Below are 18,470 nucleotides of genomic sequence, written 5' to 3' on the forward strand. Positions count from 1 at the left end.
CCGTAACCTCGACTCGTTATCTTGGTGTCATGCCCAGATTCGCCGAGTTCGATGTGGAAGGCCTGCGGAAATCCAGCGCCGTAGCGGACTTTCCCTGGTCAGAGACGTGGGTCACGTTGATCCGCGTTGATGCCAAGGGAGTTGTCCGGCAAGCCAAGTCGTTGACGGAGAAAGTTTCTTTGCTGACCGTCGCGTCAGACAAGGACCTCGTCATCGCGTCCTGTCCGGAGATTTACGCGGTCGACGACCTGTCGGCCGCCCGTGCCGCCGTCAGGGCTTCGGTCGCACGCGAAATGATCCCAAGCCTCGGATGAATGACTCCCGCCACTCGGGCTCAGCGGCGAGCACGAGTTCCGGGAAACGCCGGAGGAGCGTTCCGAACGCGATCTCACCTTCGATACGAGCCAGCCGCGCCCCCACGCAGTAGTGGATCCCGTGACCGAACGCGACGTGTGGGTCTCGGCCCAGCTGCACCACGTCCGGACCGGAATACCGGGACGGATCCCGGTTCGCCGCCCCAAGTGAGACGGTGACCTGCGAGGATCTCGGAATCGTGACCCCTCCGATCACCACGTCGGAAGTGGCGACACGACCCACCCCCATGGCCAGTGGACCGTCGAGGCGCAGGAACTCCTCGACGGCCTCCGGAATCAGGATCGGATCGTCGGCCAGCGACCGCTGCAGGGCCGGATCGCGCAGCAGGGCGAGCAGGCCGTTGCCGATGAGCTGCACGGTCGTCTCGTGGCCTGCTGTGATGAGCAACACAAGGTTCATCACCAGGTTCGGTTCGTCGCGGAGCTCGGTGATGACGTCGTCACCGGGCTCCTTGGTGGCCACGAGACGCTCCACGTACGCGGCGAACCTGCCGAAGGCCTCGACCATGGTCTCGGGTGCGAGCAGCTCCGCGGACAGCTTCCGGACCTCGTCTCTGTCCTCTTTGGGCACACCTAGGAGTTCACAGATGACGGTAATCGGCAGCGGGTAGGCGAACGTCTCGATGACGTCCACCTCCTCCGCGCCCTCCCACGCGTCGAGCAGTTCGTTCGCGATCTCCTCGATGCGCGGCCGGAGGGCCTCCATCCGCCGTGTGGAGAACGCACGTGCGATGGGCTTGCGCAACAGCGTGTGCTCCGGCGGGTCCGTGTGGTTCAGCATGCCGCCGGGGATGATGGCGCTGCTGAGATCCGGGTGGCTGAGTGCCTGCACGACGTCGTCGTAACGGCTGATCATCCACGACTTCTGGCCGTCCGGGGTCTCGATCAGCGCGGGGCCCCGCTCACGCCACTCGTCGAAGTACGGGATCGGATCGGTGAAGAAGCTCATGCCGTTCATCGTGGTGTTTGCGCTGTTCAGGGGCATGAGTAGGCGATCACCCATCTTGCCGGCGGGGATCACCTAGCCTGACGGTATGGGGTGGCCGTTCGTGGGGAGGGACGCCGAACTCATCGCGGTCCGGCGCGCGGTGCGAGGTGCGGGGCTGATCGTGGCGGGTCCTGCAGGCGTGGGCAAGACACGGCTGTTGGACGAGGTCGAGTGCGACGTCCGGTTGCGTGCCACGGCGGCGATGTCGGAAATTCCACTCGGCGTGATGGCGCCCTTCTTGCCGTCGGTGGATCCCTCGCCGTTGGCGATGCTGACCGCCGCACGGACGGCGCTGCGCGGTCGCGTCGTGGTGGTTGATGACGTCCATCTCCTCGACGACGCGTCGGCAGGCCTGCTGCACCAGCTCGTACAACACCGGGAAGCCGTCGTGGTGGCGACGTTGCGTTCGGGCGAACGCGCGCCGGAACCGGTGGTGGCGCTCTGGAAGGACGAACTGCTGCCGCGCATCGAGCTCGAGCCGCTCGGGCGTGCGGCGGTGGTCGAGGTGCTGGAGACCGTGCTCGGCGGCGCGCTGGACAGCGTGACGGCCGATCGGCTGTGGACAGCGTCCGCCGGAAACATGTTGCTGCTGCGAGAGATGCACTTCGCTGCGCAGTGGGTATCGCACGGCGGTGTGTGGTCGTTGAACGGACCGCTGCCGTTGTCGCCACGGCTGGTGGAGCTGATCGAGGCACACCTCGCCGCCGTGCCCGCCGAGGAACGCCGGGTGCTGGAACTGCTCGCGTTCGGCGAGCCGCTGGACCTGGCCGCGTCGGAGGCGTTGGACGGGCTCGTGACCGTCGCCGATGACGGACTGAGGCTCGCGCATCCGTTGTACGGCGAGGTGTTGCGCGCGCAGTGCCCTTCTCTGCGCAAGCGGAACCATCAGCGGTACCTGGCTTCCGTGCTCGACGATCCGTTGCGAGTAGCGGTGTTGCGCCTGGACAGCGGTACGGCGGACGATGCGGAACTGCTCCTGCGGGCGGCGAACATCGCCAACGCGACAGGTGGTGTCGTTCTGGCAGAACGGCTCGCACGAGCCGCATGGTCCGCCGGTGGTGGTGTCGAGGCCGCACGGCAGTTGGCATACATCCTGTTGTTCACGGATCGTGCGGAGGAAGCGGAGGAGATCTTCGCGTCGATCGTGACCGACGACGACCCGATCGAGGTCCGCACCATGCGCGCGATGAACCTCGGTTGGGCTCTCGGTCGCACCGAGGAAGCCGCAGAGATGATCATGATGCCGGCGGGACGAGCCGCGTTCCTGTTCTTCGCCGGCAAGTACGACGAGGCTCGTGCGCTGCTCTCGCCCTCGGATCCGGGCGAGGCGGCCATCCTCGCGATGATCGACGTGGTGCAGGGCCGCTACACGGGACCGTTCCCGGTCGTCCCGCCGATGCCCGAAGTGGGGCTGGGTGCCGAGATGAACGCGTTCTCCGAGGTGTTCGTGTACTCCGTGCACGGTGAACTGGCCCGTGCGGAACGTCTTGCCGTGCAAGCGCATCGGGAGAAGGTCGAGTGGGATTCCATGCGGTCGAGCTGGGCCGTGTCGTGCGCCGGCTTGGCACGCGCTGGTGGCCGGCTGCTCGAAGCGCGGCGCTTACTGCGAGAGGCACGGCCCACGCAGCCGTTCGTGCGGCTGTGCGAACTCGCTCACGTGGAGGCGTTGCTGGGCAACGACGCACGTGCGCTGCTCGCCGAGGCGGAAGCGCTGGCACCACCGGGAATGCGCCCGTACGGCATCGGGCTGTGGCAGGCGCGGATCTGGGCGGGCGGGACGTCGCCGTTCGAGGCGGCGGAGGACGCCAGGACGCACACCGAGTTCGCCGCTGAGGCGATTTTCCTGCATGAGGCGGTACGGCTCGGGCATGCTTCCGACGCCCTGGAACGGCTGCGGGAACTCGCCGCCACCACGACCGGGCTGCTGGTCCCGGCGTACGCGGCGCACGCGGAGGCGTTGGTGCGCAACGACTCCGCGGCGCTGGAGGAGGTGTCCGCGCGGTTCGAGGAAGCCGGGTACGTGCTGTTCGCGGCGGAGGCCGCCGCCGCGTCGGGCAACCGCGCGCTGGCCGGACGGCTGATCGGCCGGTGCGAGGGCGCGCGAACGCCCGCGCTCGCCGCGGTGACGTTGGTGCCGCTCACCAAGCGAGAGCGTGAGGTCGCCGTGCTGGCCGCACGGGGACTCACGAACAAGGAGATCGCCGAGTCGCTGGTGATCTCCGTGCGGACCGTCGACAACCACCTGTCCAGCACGTACGCGAAGCTCGGGATCGCGACGCGCGGCGAACTCGCGCTGGTCCTCGGAGACCGGGGATTGTTCAGTCATCCGCCGTGAGGCTGTGTCCGTCCCACGTGAAGCGCACGGTCGTCACGGCGTCGTCCCCGTCCGTGCCGGTCGTGAGCTGGTGGATGGCGATGCCGGTCAGCTCCCGGTAGTCGCACCATTCGTGGTCCGACGTGAGCACCAGGTCGAGGTCGAAATTGACCAGTAGCTCCAGCAGCTGACCGCGGTTGGTGGCGTCGACGCCGACGAAGACCTCGTCCAGCAGGATCATGCGGGGTGCGGTCGGGGTGGCGTGGTAGTGCGCGGCCGCCGCGGCGAACAGCGGAAGGTGCAGCACGATGGCCTTCTCGCCGCCGGACAACGCGCCGTGCACGCGCTTGGTGACGGGCACCCAGCCTTCGCCTCGGTCCACCTTCACCACGAACTGGTGCCACGTCGTGTAGTCGAGCACCTGGGCGAGTTGTTGTTCCCAGCCCGTCGCGGAGTCGTGCGCGCGTGCTTCTTCCACGCGCTCGCGGAAGAACTGGTGCAGCAATGCGCGTTCGTCGTCGTTCAGGTCTGAACGCAGCAGGAGGTCGCGGGCCTCTCGGGTGCCCGGCGGTAGCTGGGGATCGACCTGCCAGTCGAGTTGCACGCGGATGCCGGAGGCTGTTTGGACCCGCTCCAAGCGCTGGTTCATGGTGCCGACGAGCTCGGACGCGCCCTGGATGCGCTGGGCGATATGCCTTCTGGTGTCGCCGGTCAGGGTCTGGTCGAAGAGGTCGCGTTCGCCGTCCGTGATGTGCGTGCGCACGCGGTCGCGTTCGGCTTGCAGCGCTTGAAGCAGGGCGTGCGCGCCCATGCGCGCGCCGTCCAGCGTCGCGGTCAGCACGGTGACGTCGTCGTCGGGGTCGAGCGACAGGTCGATGCGGCCGGCCAGCTGGTGCTGCGCCTGGTGCACGGCAGCGCCGAGACGGGACTCGGAGTCGCGGATCAGGCGCGGGTCCACCGGTCCGTCGGGCACCTCACCGGCGTCGGCGGGCAGGTGGCCGCTGGTCAGGTGCCGATAGCGGGCTTCGGCCGCCTCATGCACGACGGTGGCTTCCGCGGCGCGTGCGGTGTCGACCTTGCGCTTCTCCTCCAACGTGCCGAGTGTGCGCGCCAGGCCCGTTTGCTTGTCCTGCAGTAGTTCGCGTTCCTCGGCCAGTGCGAGAGCCTTGGCACGCAACGAGATGAGCTGCTGGTCCAGGGCCTGGAACTCGGAGCCCGCGGCACGTTCGACCGTCTCCAGCGTGATGGCGAGGTCGGCGGCCTCCTGCTGACGGGCGGCCGTCGTCTCCTCGGCCTCGTCGGCCAGCGCGCTGCTCGTCGAGGCACGGCTGCCGGCCTCGACCGACAGCGCCTCGGTGGTGAACGCGTCGTGGCGGTCGTCCAGCCAGCGGTGGGCCGCGGTGGCGAACGCCGACAGCGCGTCCGCGTCCGGGATTTCGGTGGTGGCGGCGTGCTGGGCGACGACGGCCTCGGCGTCCGCCACCCGCTGGGCCGCGGCCGCGACGGCGTCTTTCCTTGCCGCACAACGCAGCTGCGCCTTCGTCCGCTGCTCTTCGGCGATCTCGATCGGGTCGGTCGAGGGTTGCCTGGCCATCTCACCGGCCAGCGTCGCGCGGCGCACGGCGATCTGGTTCAGTGCGGCGTCCACACCGGACAGATCGGTGGCGAGCTGCTCGATCAGGCCGGTCAGCTCGGCGATCCGGCCCGCGCGGGCCCGTTTGCGGGCGTCCGCGCCGATGTAGGTGGGGAAGTCCTTGGTCCAGCGGCCGTGCGCGTTGGCCAGCCGCCACGTCCCGTCCGCGCCGATCGCGACGGCGTGGCCGGTGGCCGTGTCACCGAACGCGACGCCCTCCAGGAACCGGCGGCAGCGCTCGTCGTCGGTGACGAGCACCTCCAGCAGCGTGTAGCCGGGGGCGGGAGGTGCCAGCGACGGTTCGGCGAAACGGTCGCGATCGGACCTGCCGAACGAGTTGTCCGGCGTGAGCCACGCGTCGAGCAGGCCCGACGCCTCCAGAGCCGCCTCGACCGCGCCACGCACGGGCAGTGGCGTGCCAGGGCGGAAGTCGACCAGACGCCACAGAGGGGCGCCCACGGCATGAGCGCGGTACTCGTCGTCACGCGTGTACGGCGCGGGCGGCGGTACGTCGACCTGATTGGCGAGCTTCTCGCGGATGGCGTTGTACTGCGAGAGCTGGCCGTTCAACGCCGTGCGCGTCTCGTCCAGACGCGCCTCGATGCGGCTGAACTCCTCGCGAGCGCGTGCGGCGGCCTCGACGACCTCGCCGTGCTCGGACACGTTCAGCTCGGAACAACCGTGCGCCCATGTGTCGAAGTCCGTGCGGAACTTCGCAAACGCTTGCTCGAACGTCCGCTGCGCCACGGCTTCCGCTTCGGTGGCGAGGTCAAGCTCGTCACGCGTTTCCTCAAGCCGTTGACGTGCGGCATTCCGTGCGTCGACGGCTTTCTCGTGCGCGGCGACGGCACGACTGATCGAGTTGATCTCGATGGACCGGGACTCGATGGCGGCGGTGAGCAGCTGACGGCCCGACCGCGCGTCGGCGTGCGACTCGATCTCCTCGAACAGCGACGGCATGCCCGCGTGTTCGGCGGCTTCCCGTGCGATCACGGCGGAACGTCGCAGCTCATCGGCGCGTGCGGCCGCATCGGCCTTGGCCTGCTCCGCCTGTTCGTCGTCGGCAACGGCACGCGCGCGGAGTTTCACGGCGTGCGCGGTGGCCTCCGAAGCGCGCAGGTTCGCGGCGGAAAGCTGCTGCCGCAACAGGTCGAGCTGCTTGCCCTCCTGGTAGGCCGGCAGGTCGGAGATGCCGGAGATCTGGGCGTCGACCCCGCTCGCGTCGCGTCCCAGAGCCGCGAGCTGGTCGAACGCCTCGTCGGTCAGCGTGATCTGCCGCTGGTAGCGGCGTTCGCTCATCCGCGCGGCCCGCGTCAGGTCCTCGAGCTGCTCGGTCGCCGACTCCAGTGTCCGTGCGGCCACTCCGAGAACGCGCTGGGCGTAGCCGCGTTGCACGTCCGCGAGCCGTTCGGCGGTGAAGATCTCCTCGTCGAGCCGCCGCAGCTCCTCGCGCTGGCGGTCGAGCCGTTCGAACCCCTCGGCGATCTCGGTCAGATCGGACTGGTCCAGCGGTGGAAGTGCCTTGGACAGCAACGAGGACAGCACGCTCGGGTCGAGCCGCTCGGACAGCTTCGGCGTGCGCAGCTGCAACAGCGCGGTGATCAACGAGTCGTATCGTTGCTCGCTCACTCCGGGAAACAACGTCGTCCGCACCGTATGGCGGTAATCGGCCGGTGAGGCGTGCACGACACCGTGTTCGCCGATCGCGTCAACGAGATCGGTCTTGGTCAACGGGCGCCCGGCCTCGTTCACCAGCGTCAGATCACCGATCCTGAGCGACGTCGTGAAGTACGTGGCGATGACGTTCGTCGTGTTCGTCGTGGCCTGGAGCCGCGCACCGCATGTGAACCACTGCTCGCCGTGCTGGAACTCCAGCCACACGTACCCGACGCGCGTGCTGCCCTGGTTGCCCTCACCCATGAGGTTCCAGTGCATCGTGCGGTCCGCACTGCCGAACGTCGACAGACGGTGCGGACGCAGGTTCGCGTCGAACAGGTACGGCAGCAGCAGCTCGAGCGCTTTCGACTTGCCCGTGCCGTTGGGGCCTCTGAGCAGCAGCCTGCCCTGGTAGAACGAGAAGATCTCGTCGTAGTAGCGCCAGACGTTGATGATGCCGGCGCGGCTCGGTTGCCACCGGTCAGTCATTGAGCTCCTCGACCGCGTACCTGGCTGCGGCGGGCAGCCTGTGAACGGTGCCGTTCTCCGTGCGTGCGAGCCCGAACGCCGCCAGCAGTTCGAGCGCGTCCGCCGCGAGCCTGCCCGCGCCACCGTCCGACTGGTAGGCCGTGGCCCAGGTGCGGAACTTCGTGAGCAGCTCGCGTACTTCTTCCACCAGGTCCTCAGTGGTGGCCGGGCCCTGTGCCAACCGGTCGAGCAACAACAACGCGGCGACCTTCGCGTGGTTGTCGTCGTCCGGGAACCTCGTGTCCGTGGCGATCGCGTCGGCGTCGACCACGAGATAGCCCTCGGCGCGTTCCTCCAGCGTGCACCCGGCGAGCCGGATGCCCGTCTGGACGACCTTGCGCCCGGCGGGGGACGTCAGGAACGCGAGCTGGCTCGCGGTCAGATCTTCCTTGTAGAGCACCGGATCGTCGATGAGCCTGCGCATCACCGAATGCCGTTGCCACAGGCTGCGGTGCGCGTTGTCGTAGCGGGTCTCGCGGGTCAGGCCGGCGACCGTGTCCACTGTGGAGGGCGGCGCCGGTGCGGCCAGCAGGCGGGTGACGAGCGTCGGGTCCGCGCGGACGCGCTCACCGGCCTCGACGGCGCCGTGGTCTTCGAGGAACGTCAGCACGTCGTTGAACGCGTTGCGGTCGCTGCGCCTCGCCGGGTCGAATGGGATGCCGTCCTCGGCGGCGGCCTGCCTGGTGCGGCCGGTCAGCTCGTCGAGCGTGCTCACCGGCGTCGTCAGCAGTTCCGCGCACACCAGGCACAGCAGCGTGTAGCGCCGCCGGTCGAACGCCGGCCGCGTGCGGTCGGGCCGTTGCGTCACCTTGAAGAGGCGCGCGTAACCGGCGCGCGGCTCGACGACCACACGCCAGCCGCAGTAGTAGTCGAACCACTTCGTGATCGGTTCGCGGCGCCTTCTGATGAGGTCGAAACCGTCGTGGTCCTGCGTCGCGGTGAGCAGCGGGCGCGCGAGCAGCAGACGAACGCCACGCGCCACCTCTTCGCTCTCCAGCCGTGCGAGCTGGTTCCCCGGGCGGCTCATCGGCTCTGCACGTCGATCACGTAGTCGGGCCCGCTCAGCGTGCCCTTCTGGGTGGTCATGGTCGCCCAGCCGCGCGCGTTGCGCAGGTTGATCTGCATCCGCCCGTCGCTGGTGCCGGCCGTGCGCGTGCCGGTGCTGTCCGGATCGCTGCCCAGCGCCCTGCCGACCAGGTCGATCAGCCGGTGGAACGTGTCATGGTCGAGATTGGTGAGCGTGGAGATCCGGATCGCGCCGTCGGTCTGGATCTGCGACCACGCGTACTCGAGCTCGGCGCGTTCCTTCTCCGCCTGCTCACGGCGGTTGCGGCGCACCTCGTCGACGTTGCGGACCTTGCCGGTGCTGCCGATGTGCTCCTGCTTGCCGGTAGCGCGCAACTGCGGCGACACGGGCACCGGCGGCGTGTTGTGCCACGCCTCGCCGCTCGGCAACAGCTCACCGTCGGCGTGCGCGAGATGCGCGTGCCGGGCCGGCCACAACCCGAACGCGGCGTTGAACAGCTCGTGCGCCTCGTCCTCGGTCTCGGTCCGCGCGAACCACCGGGCAAGCGACCTGAAGTCGGCCGCCGTGTTCGTGGGCTTCTTGCGCTGCTCGCTGATCCGGTCGAGCACCCGCAGCAGCTGCACGATCGCCTTGCGCGACACGTCCTGCAGTTCCTCGACGCGCGGCGGGTTGTCGCAGAACCAGCTGCGCAGGCTGCCCCAGTTCTCTTTCCGTTGCTGCAGCCACTGGTCCGGGACGAGCCCGGCGCCGTTGCGCGCGCGTTCGTGCAGCTCGGCGGGGTCGATGGCGCTGATGGCCTCGCGGATCTTCAGCTTGCGCGCGTCCAGTTCGGCGATGAAGTCCCGCAGGTAGGTGACCGTCGTGCGCTTGACGTCCTGGAACGTGGCCAGGTCGGCCTGGTCGTCCCTCAGGAGTCTTTGCAGGTCGGCGTTGAACCGCGTCGTGCCGGTCTTGAACGCTTCTAGATGGCCTTCGAGCTGTGTGAGCGTGGTGAACGCCTGGCGCTCGTCCAGCGGCTTTTGGAGTTCGTCGAGGTGGGCCGCGATGGCGTCGAGCACGGCGGTCTGCAGCGCGCCGTCGGTCGTGAGGGCGTGGACGGCGTGCCGGATACCGGCGTACGCGGCCTCGCCTGGTTTCGTCAGGCCGTACCGGTGCTGCGAGGCGTCGAGCAGGCCCCATCCACGCAGAGCAGTGAGGGACGCGGTGAGCTCGTCGTCCGTCACCTGCTCGGACCAGCCGACGCCCCTCAGTCGTTGCTGCACGTCATCGGCGGTGAGGACGGTCTGCAGGCACTCGTTCGCCACCCCGAACACGCGCATCACTGCGGTGTGCAGCTCCGCCTGGTCGGTCGTGGTGAAGCGGAACAGCTCCGCGGGCACCGGTGGAAACGTCGTCACCTGTGCCACCGTAGCTTGTCGCAGTAGGGCTTTCGGGTGACAGGGTGGGAGGCCATCAGGCCTCCAGATCGCTCAGGAGGGTCCGACAGTTTTGGACCGAACGCTGCGAGCCACCGGTTCAGCCTGTCATCGAGCGCAGGTGATCCTGAGTCTCCTGGTCCTCGGAGTAGACACAGACACCGCGCATTCCCCTGGTGAGCAGCACCTTGTACGTGTTGCGGACCAGCCGGTTGAAGTGCAGATCGTCGGCCTTCTTCACGGCGGGATCGTGCGAGTGATTCCGGCGCGACTCCCAGTGGTCCTCGCGCCAGACGAAGTCGTTCCCGAAGATCACGCCGGCCCAGTCGTACTCGAAGCCCTGAGCGGTGTAGATGCAGCCGACCTGGCCGAACCCACGTTCGTCACTGGCCCAGAAGTGTGCAGCGGGCGCATCGGGAACGCGTTTCTCCGGCTTGACGTTCCACGGCCGGTGCCAGTCGCCGATCTGAACGTCCGGCACCAGAACCTTCGTGCCGTCCTTGGTAACCGGATCGCTCCACTTCCAGCAGTACCCGGCCGCGATGCGAGCGGTGCCGCCCTCCTTGTCCTGCCGATCGAGCAACCACGATTCCATCTCCCGTGGCGACTCCGCGCTGCGCACGACGAACTCGTCATCGGTCCGGGTGACCAGCTTGGACCACGGCGTCGGCTTCCCCTTGAGGCCCAGCAGCTTGGCGACCCACGCGTCGAAGAACTCCGATCCGCCGCAGCGGAACTGCCCGCCGAGCTCAACCACCTCGACCTCGCAGCCCGCGGCCTTCGCAGCGGCCTCGATCTCCACCCGCGATCCCATCTCGCCGGGGCGTACCGTCTGGTTCTCGTCGAGCAGGAAGACCGGTACCCAGGCGGCGTCGATCAGTTCCTCGATCTGTCTGCGGGCCTTCTCCCTTGCCTCCCGCCTGGAATAGCGGTTGAGGCTGGTTTCCCTGATGCGGTGCGCCTCGTCGCAGATCAGCACATGGAGTCCGCGCTGCTCGGCTTCGATGAAGTTGTTGAAGTACTTGAACATCTTCTGAACCCGCGGATTACGGCTACCCGCGTGCTTGCGCATGGTGTTGGTGAACGAGCTGGAACCCGTCGCATGGAAGACCTCCCTGCCCTGCCGTGCGAGTTCGCCGAGCAGGCTGAGCGCGATGATGCTCTTGCCGGAGCCGGGTCCCCCGAGCACGATCACCACGGTCTGGGTGCGCGACGCACGAGCCTTTTCCACTGCCATCGTGACCAGGCGGTAAGCGACCTGCTGCTGGTCCAGGAGCACGAACTGTTCGCGTTCCTGGATCTCCTTGGCCGCCGCGGCGAGCAGCGGCTTCGACGGGGCGTGCCGCATGCCGAGGAACTCGTCGGCGGCCCGTCGAGCGCCATCGCGCGTGGCCGAGTCGCTGTCGAGCAGCGCGCGGAGCCGGTCGACCATCCTGCTCTTGCTGTCGAGGGTGTAGAGCTCTCCGAACTCGTCGACCGCGTACTGCGAGATCCGCCAGACTCCGGCTTCACGGGCGTTGTGCAGATATGCCAGGCCGTGCACGGAATCCTGCTGTTCGGCGAGCGCCGGCGTCGAGTCCACGAGGTACTCGCAGTACTGCCGGACCTGCACGACCGGATGCAGTACGGGCTGGGTGTAGTGCTCGATCTGCACCAAATCCTCGCCGTAGGGTTCGGCCTTCGACCACTGCTTGAGCTCGACCAGCACGTAGGACGGCCTACCGTGCCTGGGATTCTGGCCGCACACCACCACGTCCACGCGCATCGGGCTGTGCGGCAGCTTGTGCTCCAGCAGCACCTCGACGTGGCCGAGACCAGCGTCGACGAGGTCGGAGAGGAAGGCGGGCAGGCTGTTGCGCCAGGACCGCACCTCGCCGTTGCCGACACCTGCCTCGAACTGGATACGCGCCTTGTCCGCAAGCATGGTGTGCAGCCTGTCGGCCAAGGCGTCGGCGAGCAGCGACTCGGCGCTCTGACGGACGAGAGCCACAGATTTCCCCCCATTTGGGCACGCGAGATCCACGTGCGGGTGGGGGCAGCGACGAGGTGCCATGTCCGGCCACGCTCGGTGCCCGTCGGGCCGCGATCATCGAGGCTAGCCGATCGCCGGCCGATCAACCGGCCAGGTGGCGCAGGTGCTCCTGTGTCTCGTCGTCGACGGAGAACATGGTGACGCCGCGCATTCCCCTGGTGAGCAGGACGCGGTAGGCGTTGCGAGCCAGTACGGGGAACGAGCTCCGGTTTCCCCTGACTCCAGGGTCGAAGGACTTCTCCGGTTGAGGCACCCACCTGTGTCCACGCCACACCAGGTCCTCGCCGAAGATCACGCCCGCCCAGTCGTACTCGAAGCCCTGAGCGGTGTAGATGCAGCCGACCTGGCTCACGCCCCGCTTGTCTGTCGCCCAGTAGTCGTGGTCAGGGCCGAACTGGTTGGCCCTGCGGTAGTTCCAGTATCGTTCCCAGTCGCCGATCCTGATGTCGGGACGTCGTGCGCGCCGGTCACCCCACGGCCAGTCCCAGCAGAAACCGGCGGTCATCCGGCCGGTCTCCTCGGGAGACTTCCGCGCTCTGATCCAGGCTTCCATCTCGTGTGGATCGCCGGCCACGTGGACCTGGAACCGGTCCGCCGAGGCGAGGCTCGACCACTTCACGGGAGACTCGTCCGCCACGCCGAGGAGACAGTCGACCCACCGGTCGTAGGCGTCGGAGCCGCCGCAGCGGAACTGCCCGCGCAGGTTGATCACATCGACCTCGCAGTCGAGCTGCTTCGCGATCCTGGTGATCTCGGCGACCGTGCCGACCTCATAGGTCCGCACGCGCTGGTTCTCGTCGAGCAGGAAGACGGGTACGCGGGCGGCCGAGATCAGCTCCTTGATCTGAGGTTCGCCCTGTTCGGCATTTCGGCCGTATGACCCGGACCTCGTGCTCGCCTGCCGCAGCCGCTGGGCCTCGTCGCTGATGATGATCTCCAGCTCGTGGATCTTGTCGGCCCCGAACTCGTTGTTGTACTTGAACATGTCCGCTACCCGACGCTCGCCTGGATCTAGGTAACGACGCATGGTCTTGGTGAAGGCCTTGGAACCGGTCGAGTGGTATCCGTTCAGGCCGAGCTCGTCCAGCCTGCCCAGCAGTGACAGGGCGATGGCGCTCTTGCCGGAGCCGGGGCCACCGACGACGACCACGACCTTCTTGCGGCTGCCCTCGTTCACCCTCACCAGCTTGTCCTCGACGAGCTGGTAGGCGGTCTGCTGTTGGTCCACCAGTGGCAACAGCGTGCGGTTCAGGACCGAGTCGCGGGCGATCTCGAGCAGCCGGGCAGAAGGACGGGCGCGGTGGGAGAGGAACCTCCTGGCACTCCCGGCGTTCTCCTCGTGTGAGCGACGTGAGTCGAGCAGCCGTTGCAACTGCGTGAGCAGCTCCGACTCGTCGTCTCGGGTGTAGAGCCTGCCCCAGTGGTCTTCGGGATGGTCGAGGAGTGCTTCGACGTCCCGCCGGCTTGCGTTGTGCAGATAAGCGAGGCCGCCGATGAGCTCTTTCTCCTCCGCCAGCGCGGGAACCGCGTGCTGGACGTAGTGGCAGTAGCCGCGGACCTGGTCCGACGGATGTTGCCGTAGCTCATCTCGTGCGTGTTGCTGGACCAGGCCGCCCTGCACCGAATGCACGCTGCTCCACTGCTTCAGCTCGACGAACACGTAGGACGGCCGGCCGCTCGCCGGGTGGTGCCCGCACACGATGGCGTCGACGCGGAGTGACGAACGCGGCAGGGCGTGTTCGAGCAGCACCTGGCACTCGCCGAGACCTGCTTTCTTGAGCACCTTCAGCAGTGCCTTCGAGCTGTGCCGCCACGACTCGAGCTCGGGCTTGCCCACGGACCGGAAGTGTGTGCTGCGGTACGCCTCTTCCAGGCGGGAGTGCAGCTTCTCCGCCAACGACTCTTCCAGCAGGCTTGCGGCGCGGTCCTGCACGAGTGGCACTGGTTCCCCCAAGTCTCGCTCACCGTGACCCCCGTCACTCGATCAGGTTATACCCAAACGAGTGATGGGTTGGAAGCGATTGCGGTAACAAACCAGTGATAGACAAGCGATGGCCTGGACAGCCACCACCTGGGTGACGCGCAACGGTGTTGATTGAATCCGGTCGCATCTGGTCGGTGTTCTACTCGAAGATCGGTTCTGTCGCGCTGGCCGGGGAGCGGATGGACCTGGAGATCACCGAGTTGCTGGCCACCTCGCTGCTGGTCCAGGCCACCCGCGCGATGGTCGCCGAAGGCAGCTAGGCCACTCGTGCCGGAACGTCTCGCACGCGATCGTTTCGCCAGGCGTTCCTGGTCTCCTATGCCACACGTATCAGAGAGCGGCTCGACGAGGCCGGAGTCCGGGCGCACGACCCGGTCGAGGACGAGCGGTTGCTGCCGGTGCTGGCCGAGCGGTGGGAAGCGGGCCGGGCGGCCGCCGACCGGGCGGACATCACGGTCGGGCGCCAGGCCGTCGACGCCTGAGCATCACCGGCCCAACTCACCGCGGCTTGATCACCTGATGTCGAGCAAGCGTGGTGGCAGCTCCGGCTTCTCCAGGCCACGGATCCGTGGCCGGTCGTAGAGCGGCTTGGCGACCAGCGCGACACCGCCGGCGAACAGCAGGACCATCAACGTCTTGGCGAACCGGTGTTCGTGGGCCTGGTCCACGGACTCCCAGGTCGATCCCGTGAAGGTGACCGGTTTGCGCGTGCCGACGTCCGCGGCGGTGAACTGCGAGTAGCTCATGGTCTGGACGAGTTCGCCGCCGGTGTCCGGGGTGATGGTGACAGCGCAGCGCCAGGTCGCTCCCAGGTACCGCCAGTCACGGTCGCAGGACGTCACGACGCCGGTTCCCTCGGCGGGTCGGGGCCAGAAGTCGGCGCGGGCGGCGATCAGCAGGCCGTAGGTGAAGTGGGCCGCGGCGAAGGCGAGGAGACCCGCGCCGACGTACCAGCGGGCGTGCCCGCGGAGGCGGCTCACTTCTGCCCGCGGACTCTCGCGGCGCGAACGGCTGTTCTGCCACCAGATGCCGGTGCCGAGAAGGCCGGCGCCGATCAGCACTACGGCGCCCATGGTCGGCCACGGTGCCGGGGTGAATGACTCGCGGGACGGAACGAAGTCGAGCGGGCCCAGGCGTTGCATGGGCACGGACGTGTCGGCCGGGGTCAGCAGGGAGGAGTCGCTGGTGAACCGCGTCCGCACGCCGTAGGTGTCGGTGACGATCGCGCTGCAACTCCAGCGGGTGCCCAGGAGGAGCCAGTTGCGCTCGCATTGGATGTTCTCGGCTTGGGCGACCGCGGAGCCTCGGGGGCCGTGGTCCTCCCAGAACAGCAGGAGGAACGCGGCGCCGTACAGGCAGAGGCCGAGCCAGGCGAGAGACAGCCAGCGCTGGTGATGTCCTTTCATGACAACGGTTCCTTGTCGCGGAACATGCGGAACGTGATGAAGAGCGCGACTACCGGAATGCCCATGAGGGACAGCATGTACGCGACCTTGTTCGGGTCTCTGCGTTCGGCGAGCGCCCACTCCGCGCTTGACTGGGAGGACCGTCCGGAACGTACGCGGTTGTTGGTCATCGGCACGCGGTTGCCGATGTCGGCTGGCGTGAGCGAGGAGTTCTTGCTGCTGTACGGGTACTGCTTGCCATCGTCAGCGACGATGGTGGCGTTGCAATACCAGAGGGCGCCGAAGGCCCACCAGTTGCGTGCGCACGAGATGCTCTCCGCGTAGCCCTTCGGGTCGCCGCCCGAGCCGGCTTCGCCGTCGAAGAACAACGTGCCTGCATGGGCGGTGTACAGAGCGACGATCCAGAGAACGGCGGCGATGGCGATCCGCCTCGGTTTGGTCACGAGCCTTCCTTGGGGTCTTTGTGGCCGCCGCCTTCAGCTTTGTTCAGCTCTTTCGACAGCTCCTTCGCCGGGTGGACGAGGTCTCCCCAGTTCGGCATCAGGTGACTGATGTCCCTGCTGGAGACCGCGCGCACCCAGTTCTGGCCGTCGAGCAGGCCCTTGCTCATCGGCGCGTCCACCCGGTCGGCCGCACGGCCGAGGCCGGACTGGGGGTCGCCCATGTTCTCCGTGCGCGTAGTCAGAGGGGGCTGGTTCATCCTCTCGTAGAAGTCCTTGACCGCCTGCTTGCGGGCCGGGCCGTTCTCCTTCACGCGGGCCGCCCAGTCGTCGACCTTCTGGGTGGTGCGCTGGGCGATGTCGTCGACTTTGTTCATCGCGTTGTCGACCCCGTCTTGGATGCGCCTGCTCGCGTTGCCGAGGCCTTCGCCGATGTTGTCGAGGGAGTCGGCCCTGGACACCCTCGTTGCCGAGTCGGAGGCGAGCTCTGCCGCCCGTTGGTTGCCGTAGCGGCTGTTCGGCATCTGCCTGCTCAGGGCCGCGAGGTCATCGGCTTGCTTGCGCATCGCGCCAGCGGCCTTCTTCGCCAGCGAGCCGAGCTTGTCCAACGCCTTGAACAACTTGGCGACGAACCGGGCGATCTTGGTGCCGATCTCGACTGCCTTGGTGACGGCTCGGGTGATGAAGGCCGCGATGGAGGCGCCTGCGGTCGGGATCGCCGACGCAGCTGCCGGAATGCCCCACATCAGCAGGGTGCCTGCCAGGTCGGCCAGCAGATCGCGAATCAGCGCCCTGGTCGCGGCCACTACCGCGCCGGCCACCTTGATCTTGTTCGCGGCGGACGAGGCGGCGGCTGACGACCCACGGAGTTGTGCCACGAGATTGGTGCAACGGGTGCCATAGGCATCGGCCGCATGGCCCGTCCACTCGGCGAGTGTCTTGGCATGAGATTCGTAGGCGTTGGCCTCGTCGCTCAGGCGTTTGGCGATGTTCTCCCACGTGGTGCCGATCGCTTCGATGGCAGGTGGATCACCCATGAGCTGGTCGAACGGTTCCCGGATGAAACCGACGTTCTCGATGATCCAGCCCACGACCGACGAGGCCAGCGTGCCCAACGGGTCGGTGAGGAAGCCTGCGACGTCCAGTGCCAGCGCGGCCCCGTCGATGCCCAGCGCGACCGGGTCGATGGTCTTGCCTTCGGCGAAGGGCTTGACCAGGTCCTCGGCGGTGTCGAACATGCCTGCGCCGGCGAGCCGCTTCTTGTCGTCTTCCTTCTTCGCGACCAAGGGGTTGCTCATCGGTCCACCCCCTGCATTGCGGTGCGGTTGCCCTCTTCAGTCTGCCGGTAGGTCTCGGCCGCCGAGCACAGTTCGTCACCGGTTGCTTCGAAGGCCTTGGGGAGGGCTGCGAGAAGAGCCTTGGCGTCGTCGAGCTCGTCGTTGAAGATCCACGACCACGCTTGGCAGAGTTCGCCCATCACGTTCGGACCGAGGCTCACCTGGGAGGCGGACACTGCCTCCTGCAGGGAGGGCGAGACCTGGCCGACGAGTTGCTTGCCGTGGGCCGCGATGGCCTCGGACTGCGCCGCGAAGCCGGTCATCGCAGCACCGAGTTTCCGCCGAAGTCGTCGTCATCGCCCCGGGGTGGTGCGGGACGGCCTGGGGCGGGTGGCGGTTCGGCGACGGTGCCTGCCGGGTCGATCGCGGCGATGCCCTGCTCGACCTGTTCGCGCAGGAAGGCCATGCCCTCGCCGTCGCCGAGGATCGGGCGCATCGTGTCCTCGATCTTGCGGGCGGCCTCGACCTGGGCGCGGCGGATGGTGTCCATGATCGTGCGGCCCAGGGTGGTGTGGCCGAGGTCGTCGGCGCGCGGGGTGAGCTGGAGTGATTCGATTCGGCCGCCGGAGCCCACGGTGACGATGACCGCGCCGTCAGGGCTTTGGGCTTCGGTGCGGGATTCGCGGAACGCCGTCTGGATGGCGTTCGCCTGTTCCTGGGCCTGGTGCAGGCGCTGTTCGAAGTTCGCGAGGAACGCGTGCGGATCGGTCACGATCGAATGATCGCATTTGTACGAACTCTGCGCGCACGGTTCGGCACAATGCGTGCATGATGAAGCCGCTCATCACTCGGGAGATGCGGGAACGCGCTCGTCGCATGCCCAACAACTGGTTGCACGTGGTCGACCCCGTCTACGACGGCAGTTCGGGCGAGGCGGTCATCGGGCGATATCTCGTGGACGCACAGGGTGAGATCACTGATCAGTACGTGCCGAATCCCCGATATCAGGCGCGTGAAGTCACCTTCGAGAACGACCTCGAGTCGTTGATGTACCTCGTGCACCGCGGGTACGCGGACAAAGCCGAACTGGTCGACGCTGTGCTGGCCGCCGAACTCGTGCTGCCGGCTGATCCCGCTCGCGAACCGAGAAAGCATCTCGTCATGCGCAAGGACGTTGTGGACGTCTTCGCTTCGGAACTAGCGCGGCCGCGGGACTGGCCGCCGCATTGGCATCGGTTTCGCGGGGTGGAGCTGGCCGTGGTCGTGGACGCGCTGGAGCGGCCTGTCACGGTGCTGGTGACCGCGCAGGGCGGAGTTCAGTTCGAGGTACCGGGCGACCTGCTCGTCGACGGGCTGCGCGAAGTGATCACGATGGGGTGATCCGCGTGGTGGCGCC

The 18,470-nt window shown here is 67.6% G+C and carries 15 protein-coding genes; 4 read left to right on the forward strand and 11 right to left on the reverse strand.

Annotation, left to right across the window (positions count from 1 at the left end; all coding sequences use genetic code 11):
• Positions 1 to 29: 29 nt before the first annotated feature.
• On the forward strand, positions 30 to 314 hold the full coding sequence (locus BLR21_RS23270; protein WP_084401906.1) for a hypothetical protein: 285 nt from the start codon (positions 30 to 32) through the stop codon (positions 312 to 314).
• Here BLR21_RS23270 and BLR21_RS23275 read toward each other — a convergent pair.
• The gene (locus tag BLR21_RS23275) at positions 271 to 1,323 is read right to left on the reverse strand and encodes a cytochrome P450 family protein (RefSeq protein WP_176929751.1); all 1,053 of its coding nucleotides are present in this window, start codon (positions 1,321 to 1,323) and stop codon (positions 271 to 273) included. The genes BLR21_RS23270 and BLR21_RS23275 overlap by 44 nt on opposite strands.
• Before the next feature lie 85 nt (positions 1,324 to 1,408).
• On the opposite strand from BLR21_RS23275, the gene BLR21_RS44430 reads away from it, so the two are divergent.
• The gene (locus BLR21_RS44430) at positions 1,409 to 3,697 is read left to right on the forward strand and encodes a helix-turn-helix domain-containing protein (RefSeq protein ID WP_090008186.1); all 2,289 of its coding nucleotides are present in this window, start codon (positions 1,409 to 1,411) and stop codon (positions 3,695 to 3,697) included.
• On the opposite strand, the gene BLR21_RS23285 is transcribed toward BLR21_RS44430, so the two are convergent.
• From BLR21_RS23285 to BLR21_RS23305, 5 genes are all read right to left on the reverse strand, one after another.
• The gene (locus tag BLR21_RS23285; RefSeq protein WP_090008188.1) at positions 3,681 to 7,454 is read right to left on the reverse strand and encodes a TIGR02680 family protein; all 3,774 of its coding nucleotides are present in this window, start codon (positions 7,452 to 7,454) and stop codon (positions 3,681 to 3,683) included. The two genes, BLR21_RS44430 and BLR21_RS23285, sit on opposite strands and share 17 nt — an antisense overlap.
• Positions 7,447 to 8,520, reverse strand: a complete 1,074-nt coding sequence (locus tag BLR21_RS23290) for a TIGR02678 family protein (protein WP_090008190.1) — start codon at positions 8,518 to 8,520, stop codon at positions 7,447 to 7,449. Before BLR21_RS23290 ends, BLR21_RS23285 begins: the two co-directional genes overlap by 8 nt.
• Entirely contained in the window at positions 8,517 to 9,917 is a 1,401-nt protein-coding gene (locus tag BLR21_RS23295) for a TIGR02677 family protein (RefSeq protein ID WP_256334881.1), read from the reverse strand. The genes BLR21_RS23290 and BLR21_RS23295 overlap by 4 nt, the downstream gene beginning before the upstream one ends.
• 118 nt (positions 9,918 to 10,035) lie before the next feature.
• Positions 10,036 to 11,925, reverse strand: coding sequence for a DUF2075 domain-containing protein (locus BLR21_RS23300; protein WP_256334882.1), 1,890 nt, complete (start codon positions 11,923 to 11,925; stop codon positions 10,036 to 10,038).
• A gap of 124 nt (positions 11,926 to 12,049) precedes the next feature.
• Complete coding sequence (locus BLR21_RS23305) at positions 12,050 to 13,909, reverse strand: DNA/RNA helicase domain-containing protein (protein ID WP_176929752.1); 1,860 nt, start codon at positions 13,907 to 13,909, stop codon at positions 12,050 to 12,052.
• A 146-nt stretch (positions 13,910 to 14,055) separates the two neighbouring features.
• On the opposite strand from BLR21_RS23305, the gene BLR21_RS42675 reads away from it, so the two are divergent.
• Complete coding sequence (locus BLR21_RS42675; protein ID WP_176929753.1) at positions 14,056 to 14,211, forward strand: hypothetical protein; 156 nt, start codon at positions 14,056 to 14,058, stop codon at positions 14,209 to 14,211.
• A gap of 252 nt (positions 14,212 to 14,463) precedes the next feature.
• On the opposite strand, the gene BLR21_RS23310 is transcribed toward BLR21_RS42675, so the two are convergent.
• The 5 genes from BLR21_RS23310 to BLR21_RS23330 are packed head-to-tail and all read right to left on the reverse strand — an operon-like array spanning position 14,464 to position 17,846.
• On the reverse strand, positions 14,464 to 15,357 hold the full coding sequence (locus BLR21_RS23310) for a DUF6346 domain-containing protein (protein WP_090008197.1): 894 nt from the start codon (positions 15,355 to 15,357) through the stop codon (positions 14,464 to 14,466).
• Positions 15,354 to 15,800, reverse strand: coding sequence for a DUF6346 domain-containing protein (locus tag BLR21_RS23315; RefSeq protein WP_090008199.1), 447 nt, complete (start codon positions 15,798 to 15,800; stop codon positions 15,354 to 15,356). Before BLR21_RS23315 ends, BLR21_RS23310 begins: the two co-directional genes overlap by 4 nt.
• The gene (locus BLR21_RS23320; RefSeq protein ID WP_090008201.1) at positions 15,797 to 17,095 is read right to left on the reverse strand and encodes a WXG100 family type VII secretion target; all 1,299 of its coding nucleotides are present in this window, start codon (positions 17,093 to 17,095) and stop codon (positions 15,797 to 15,799) included. The genes BLR21_RS23315 and BLR21_RS23320 overlap by 4 nt, the downstream gene beginning before the upstream one ends.
• Positions 17,092 to 17,397 carry a hypothetical protein gene (locus BLR21_RS23325; protein WP_090008204.1) on the reverse strand — a complete coding sequence of 102 codons (306 nt, stop codon included), beginning with the start codon at positions 17,395 to 17,397 and terminating at the stop codon, positions 17,092 to 17,094. Before BLR21_RS23325 ends, BLR21_RS23320 begins: the two co-directional genes overlap by 4 nt.
• Positions 17,394 to 17,846 carry a YbaB/EbfC family nucleoid-associated protein gene (locus BLR21_RS23330; RefSeq protein ID WP_176929754.1) on the reverse strand — a complete coding sequence of 151 codons (453 nt, stop codon included), beginning with the start codon at positions 17,844 to 17,846 and terminating at the stop codon, positions 17,394 to 17,396. Before BLR21_RS23330 ends, BLR21_RS23325 begins: the two co-directional genes overlap by 4 nt.
• Before the next feature lie 56 nt (positions 17,847 to 17,902).
• On the opposite strand from BLR21_RS23330, the gene BLR21_RS23335 reads away from it, so the two are divergent.
• Entirely contained in the window at positions 17,903 to 18,454 is a 552-nt protein-coding gene (locus BLR21_RS23335; protein WP_090008208.1) for a hypothetical protein, read from the forward strand.
• Positions 18,455 to 18,470: the final 16 nt, after the last annotated feature.

Source organism: Lentzea albidocapillata subsp. violacea (assembly GCF_900100275.1).
Lineage (GTDB): Bacteria > Actinomycetota > Actinomycetes > Mycobacteriales > Pseudonocardiaceae > Lentzea > Lentzea violacea.

Coding starts and splice junctions, on each gene's coding strand:
- BLR21_RS23325 (WP_090008204.1), bottom strand. CDS start 17,397: ATGACCGGCTTCGCGGCGCAGTCCGAGGCCATCGCGGCCCACGGCAAG.
- BLR21_RS44430 (WP_090008186.1), top strand. CDS start 1,409: ATGGGGTGGCCGTTCGTGGGGAGGGACGCCGAACTCATCGCGGTCCGG.
- BLR21_RS23335 (WP_090008208.1), top strand. CDS start 17,903: ATGATGAAGCCGCTCATCACTCGGGAGATGCGGGAACGCGCTCGTCGC.
- BLR21_RS23310 (WP_090008197.1), bottom strand. CDS start 15,357: ATGAAAGGACATCACCAGCGCTGGCTGTCTCTCGCCTGGCTCGGCCTC.
- BLR21_RS23285 (WP_090008188.1), bottom strand. CDS start 7,454: ATGACTGACCGGTGGCAACCGAGCCGCGCCGGCATCATCAACGTCTGG.
- BLR21_RS23290 (WP_090008190.1), bottom strand. CDS start 8,520: ATGAGCCGCCCGGGGAACCAGCTCGCACGGCTGGAGAGCGAAGAGGTG.
- BLR21_RS23320 (WP_090008201.1), bottom strand. CDS start 17,095: ATGAGCAACCCCTTGGTCGCGAAGAAGGAAGACGACAAGAAGCGGCTC.
- BLR21_RS23275 (WP_176929751.1), bottom strand. CDS start 1,323: ATGAGCTTCTTCACCGATCCGATCCCGTACTTCGACGAGTGGCGTGAG.
- BLR21_RS23270 (WP_084401906.1), top strand. CDS start 30: ATGCCCAGATTCGCCGAGTTCGATGTGGAAGGCCTGCGGAAATCCAGC.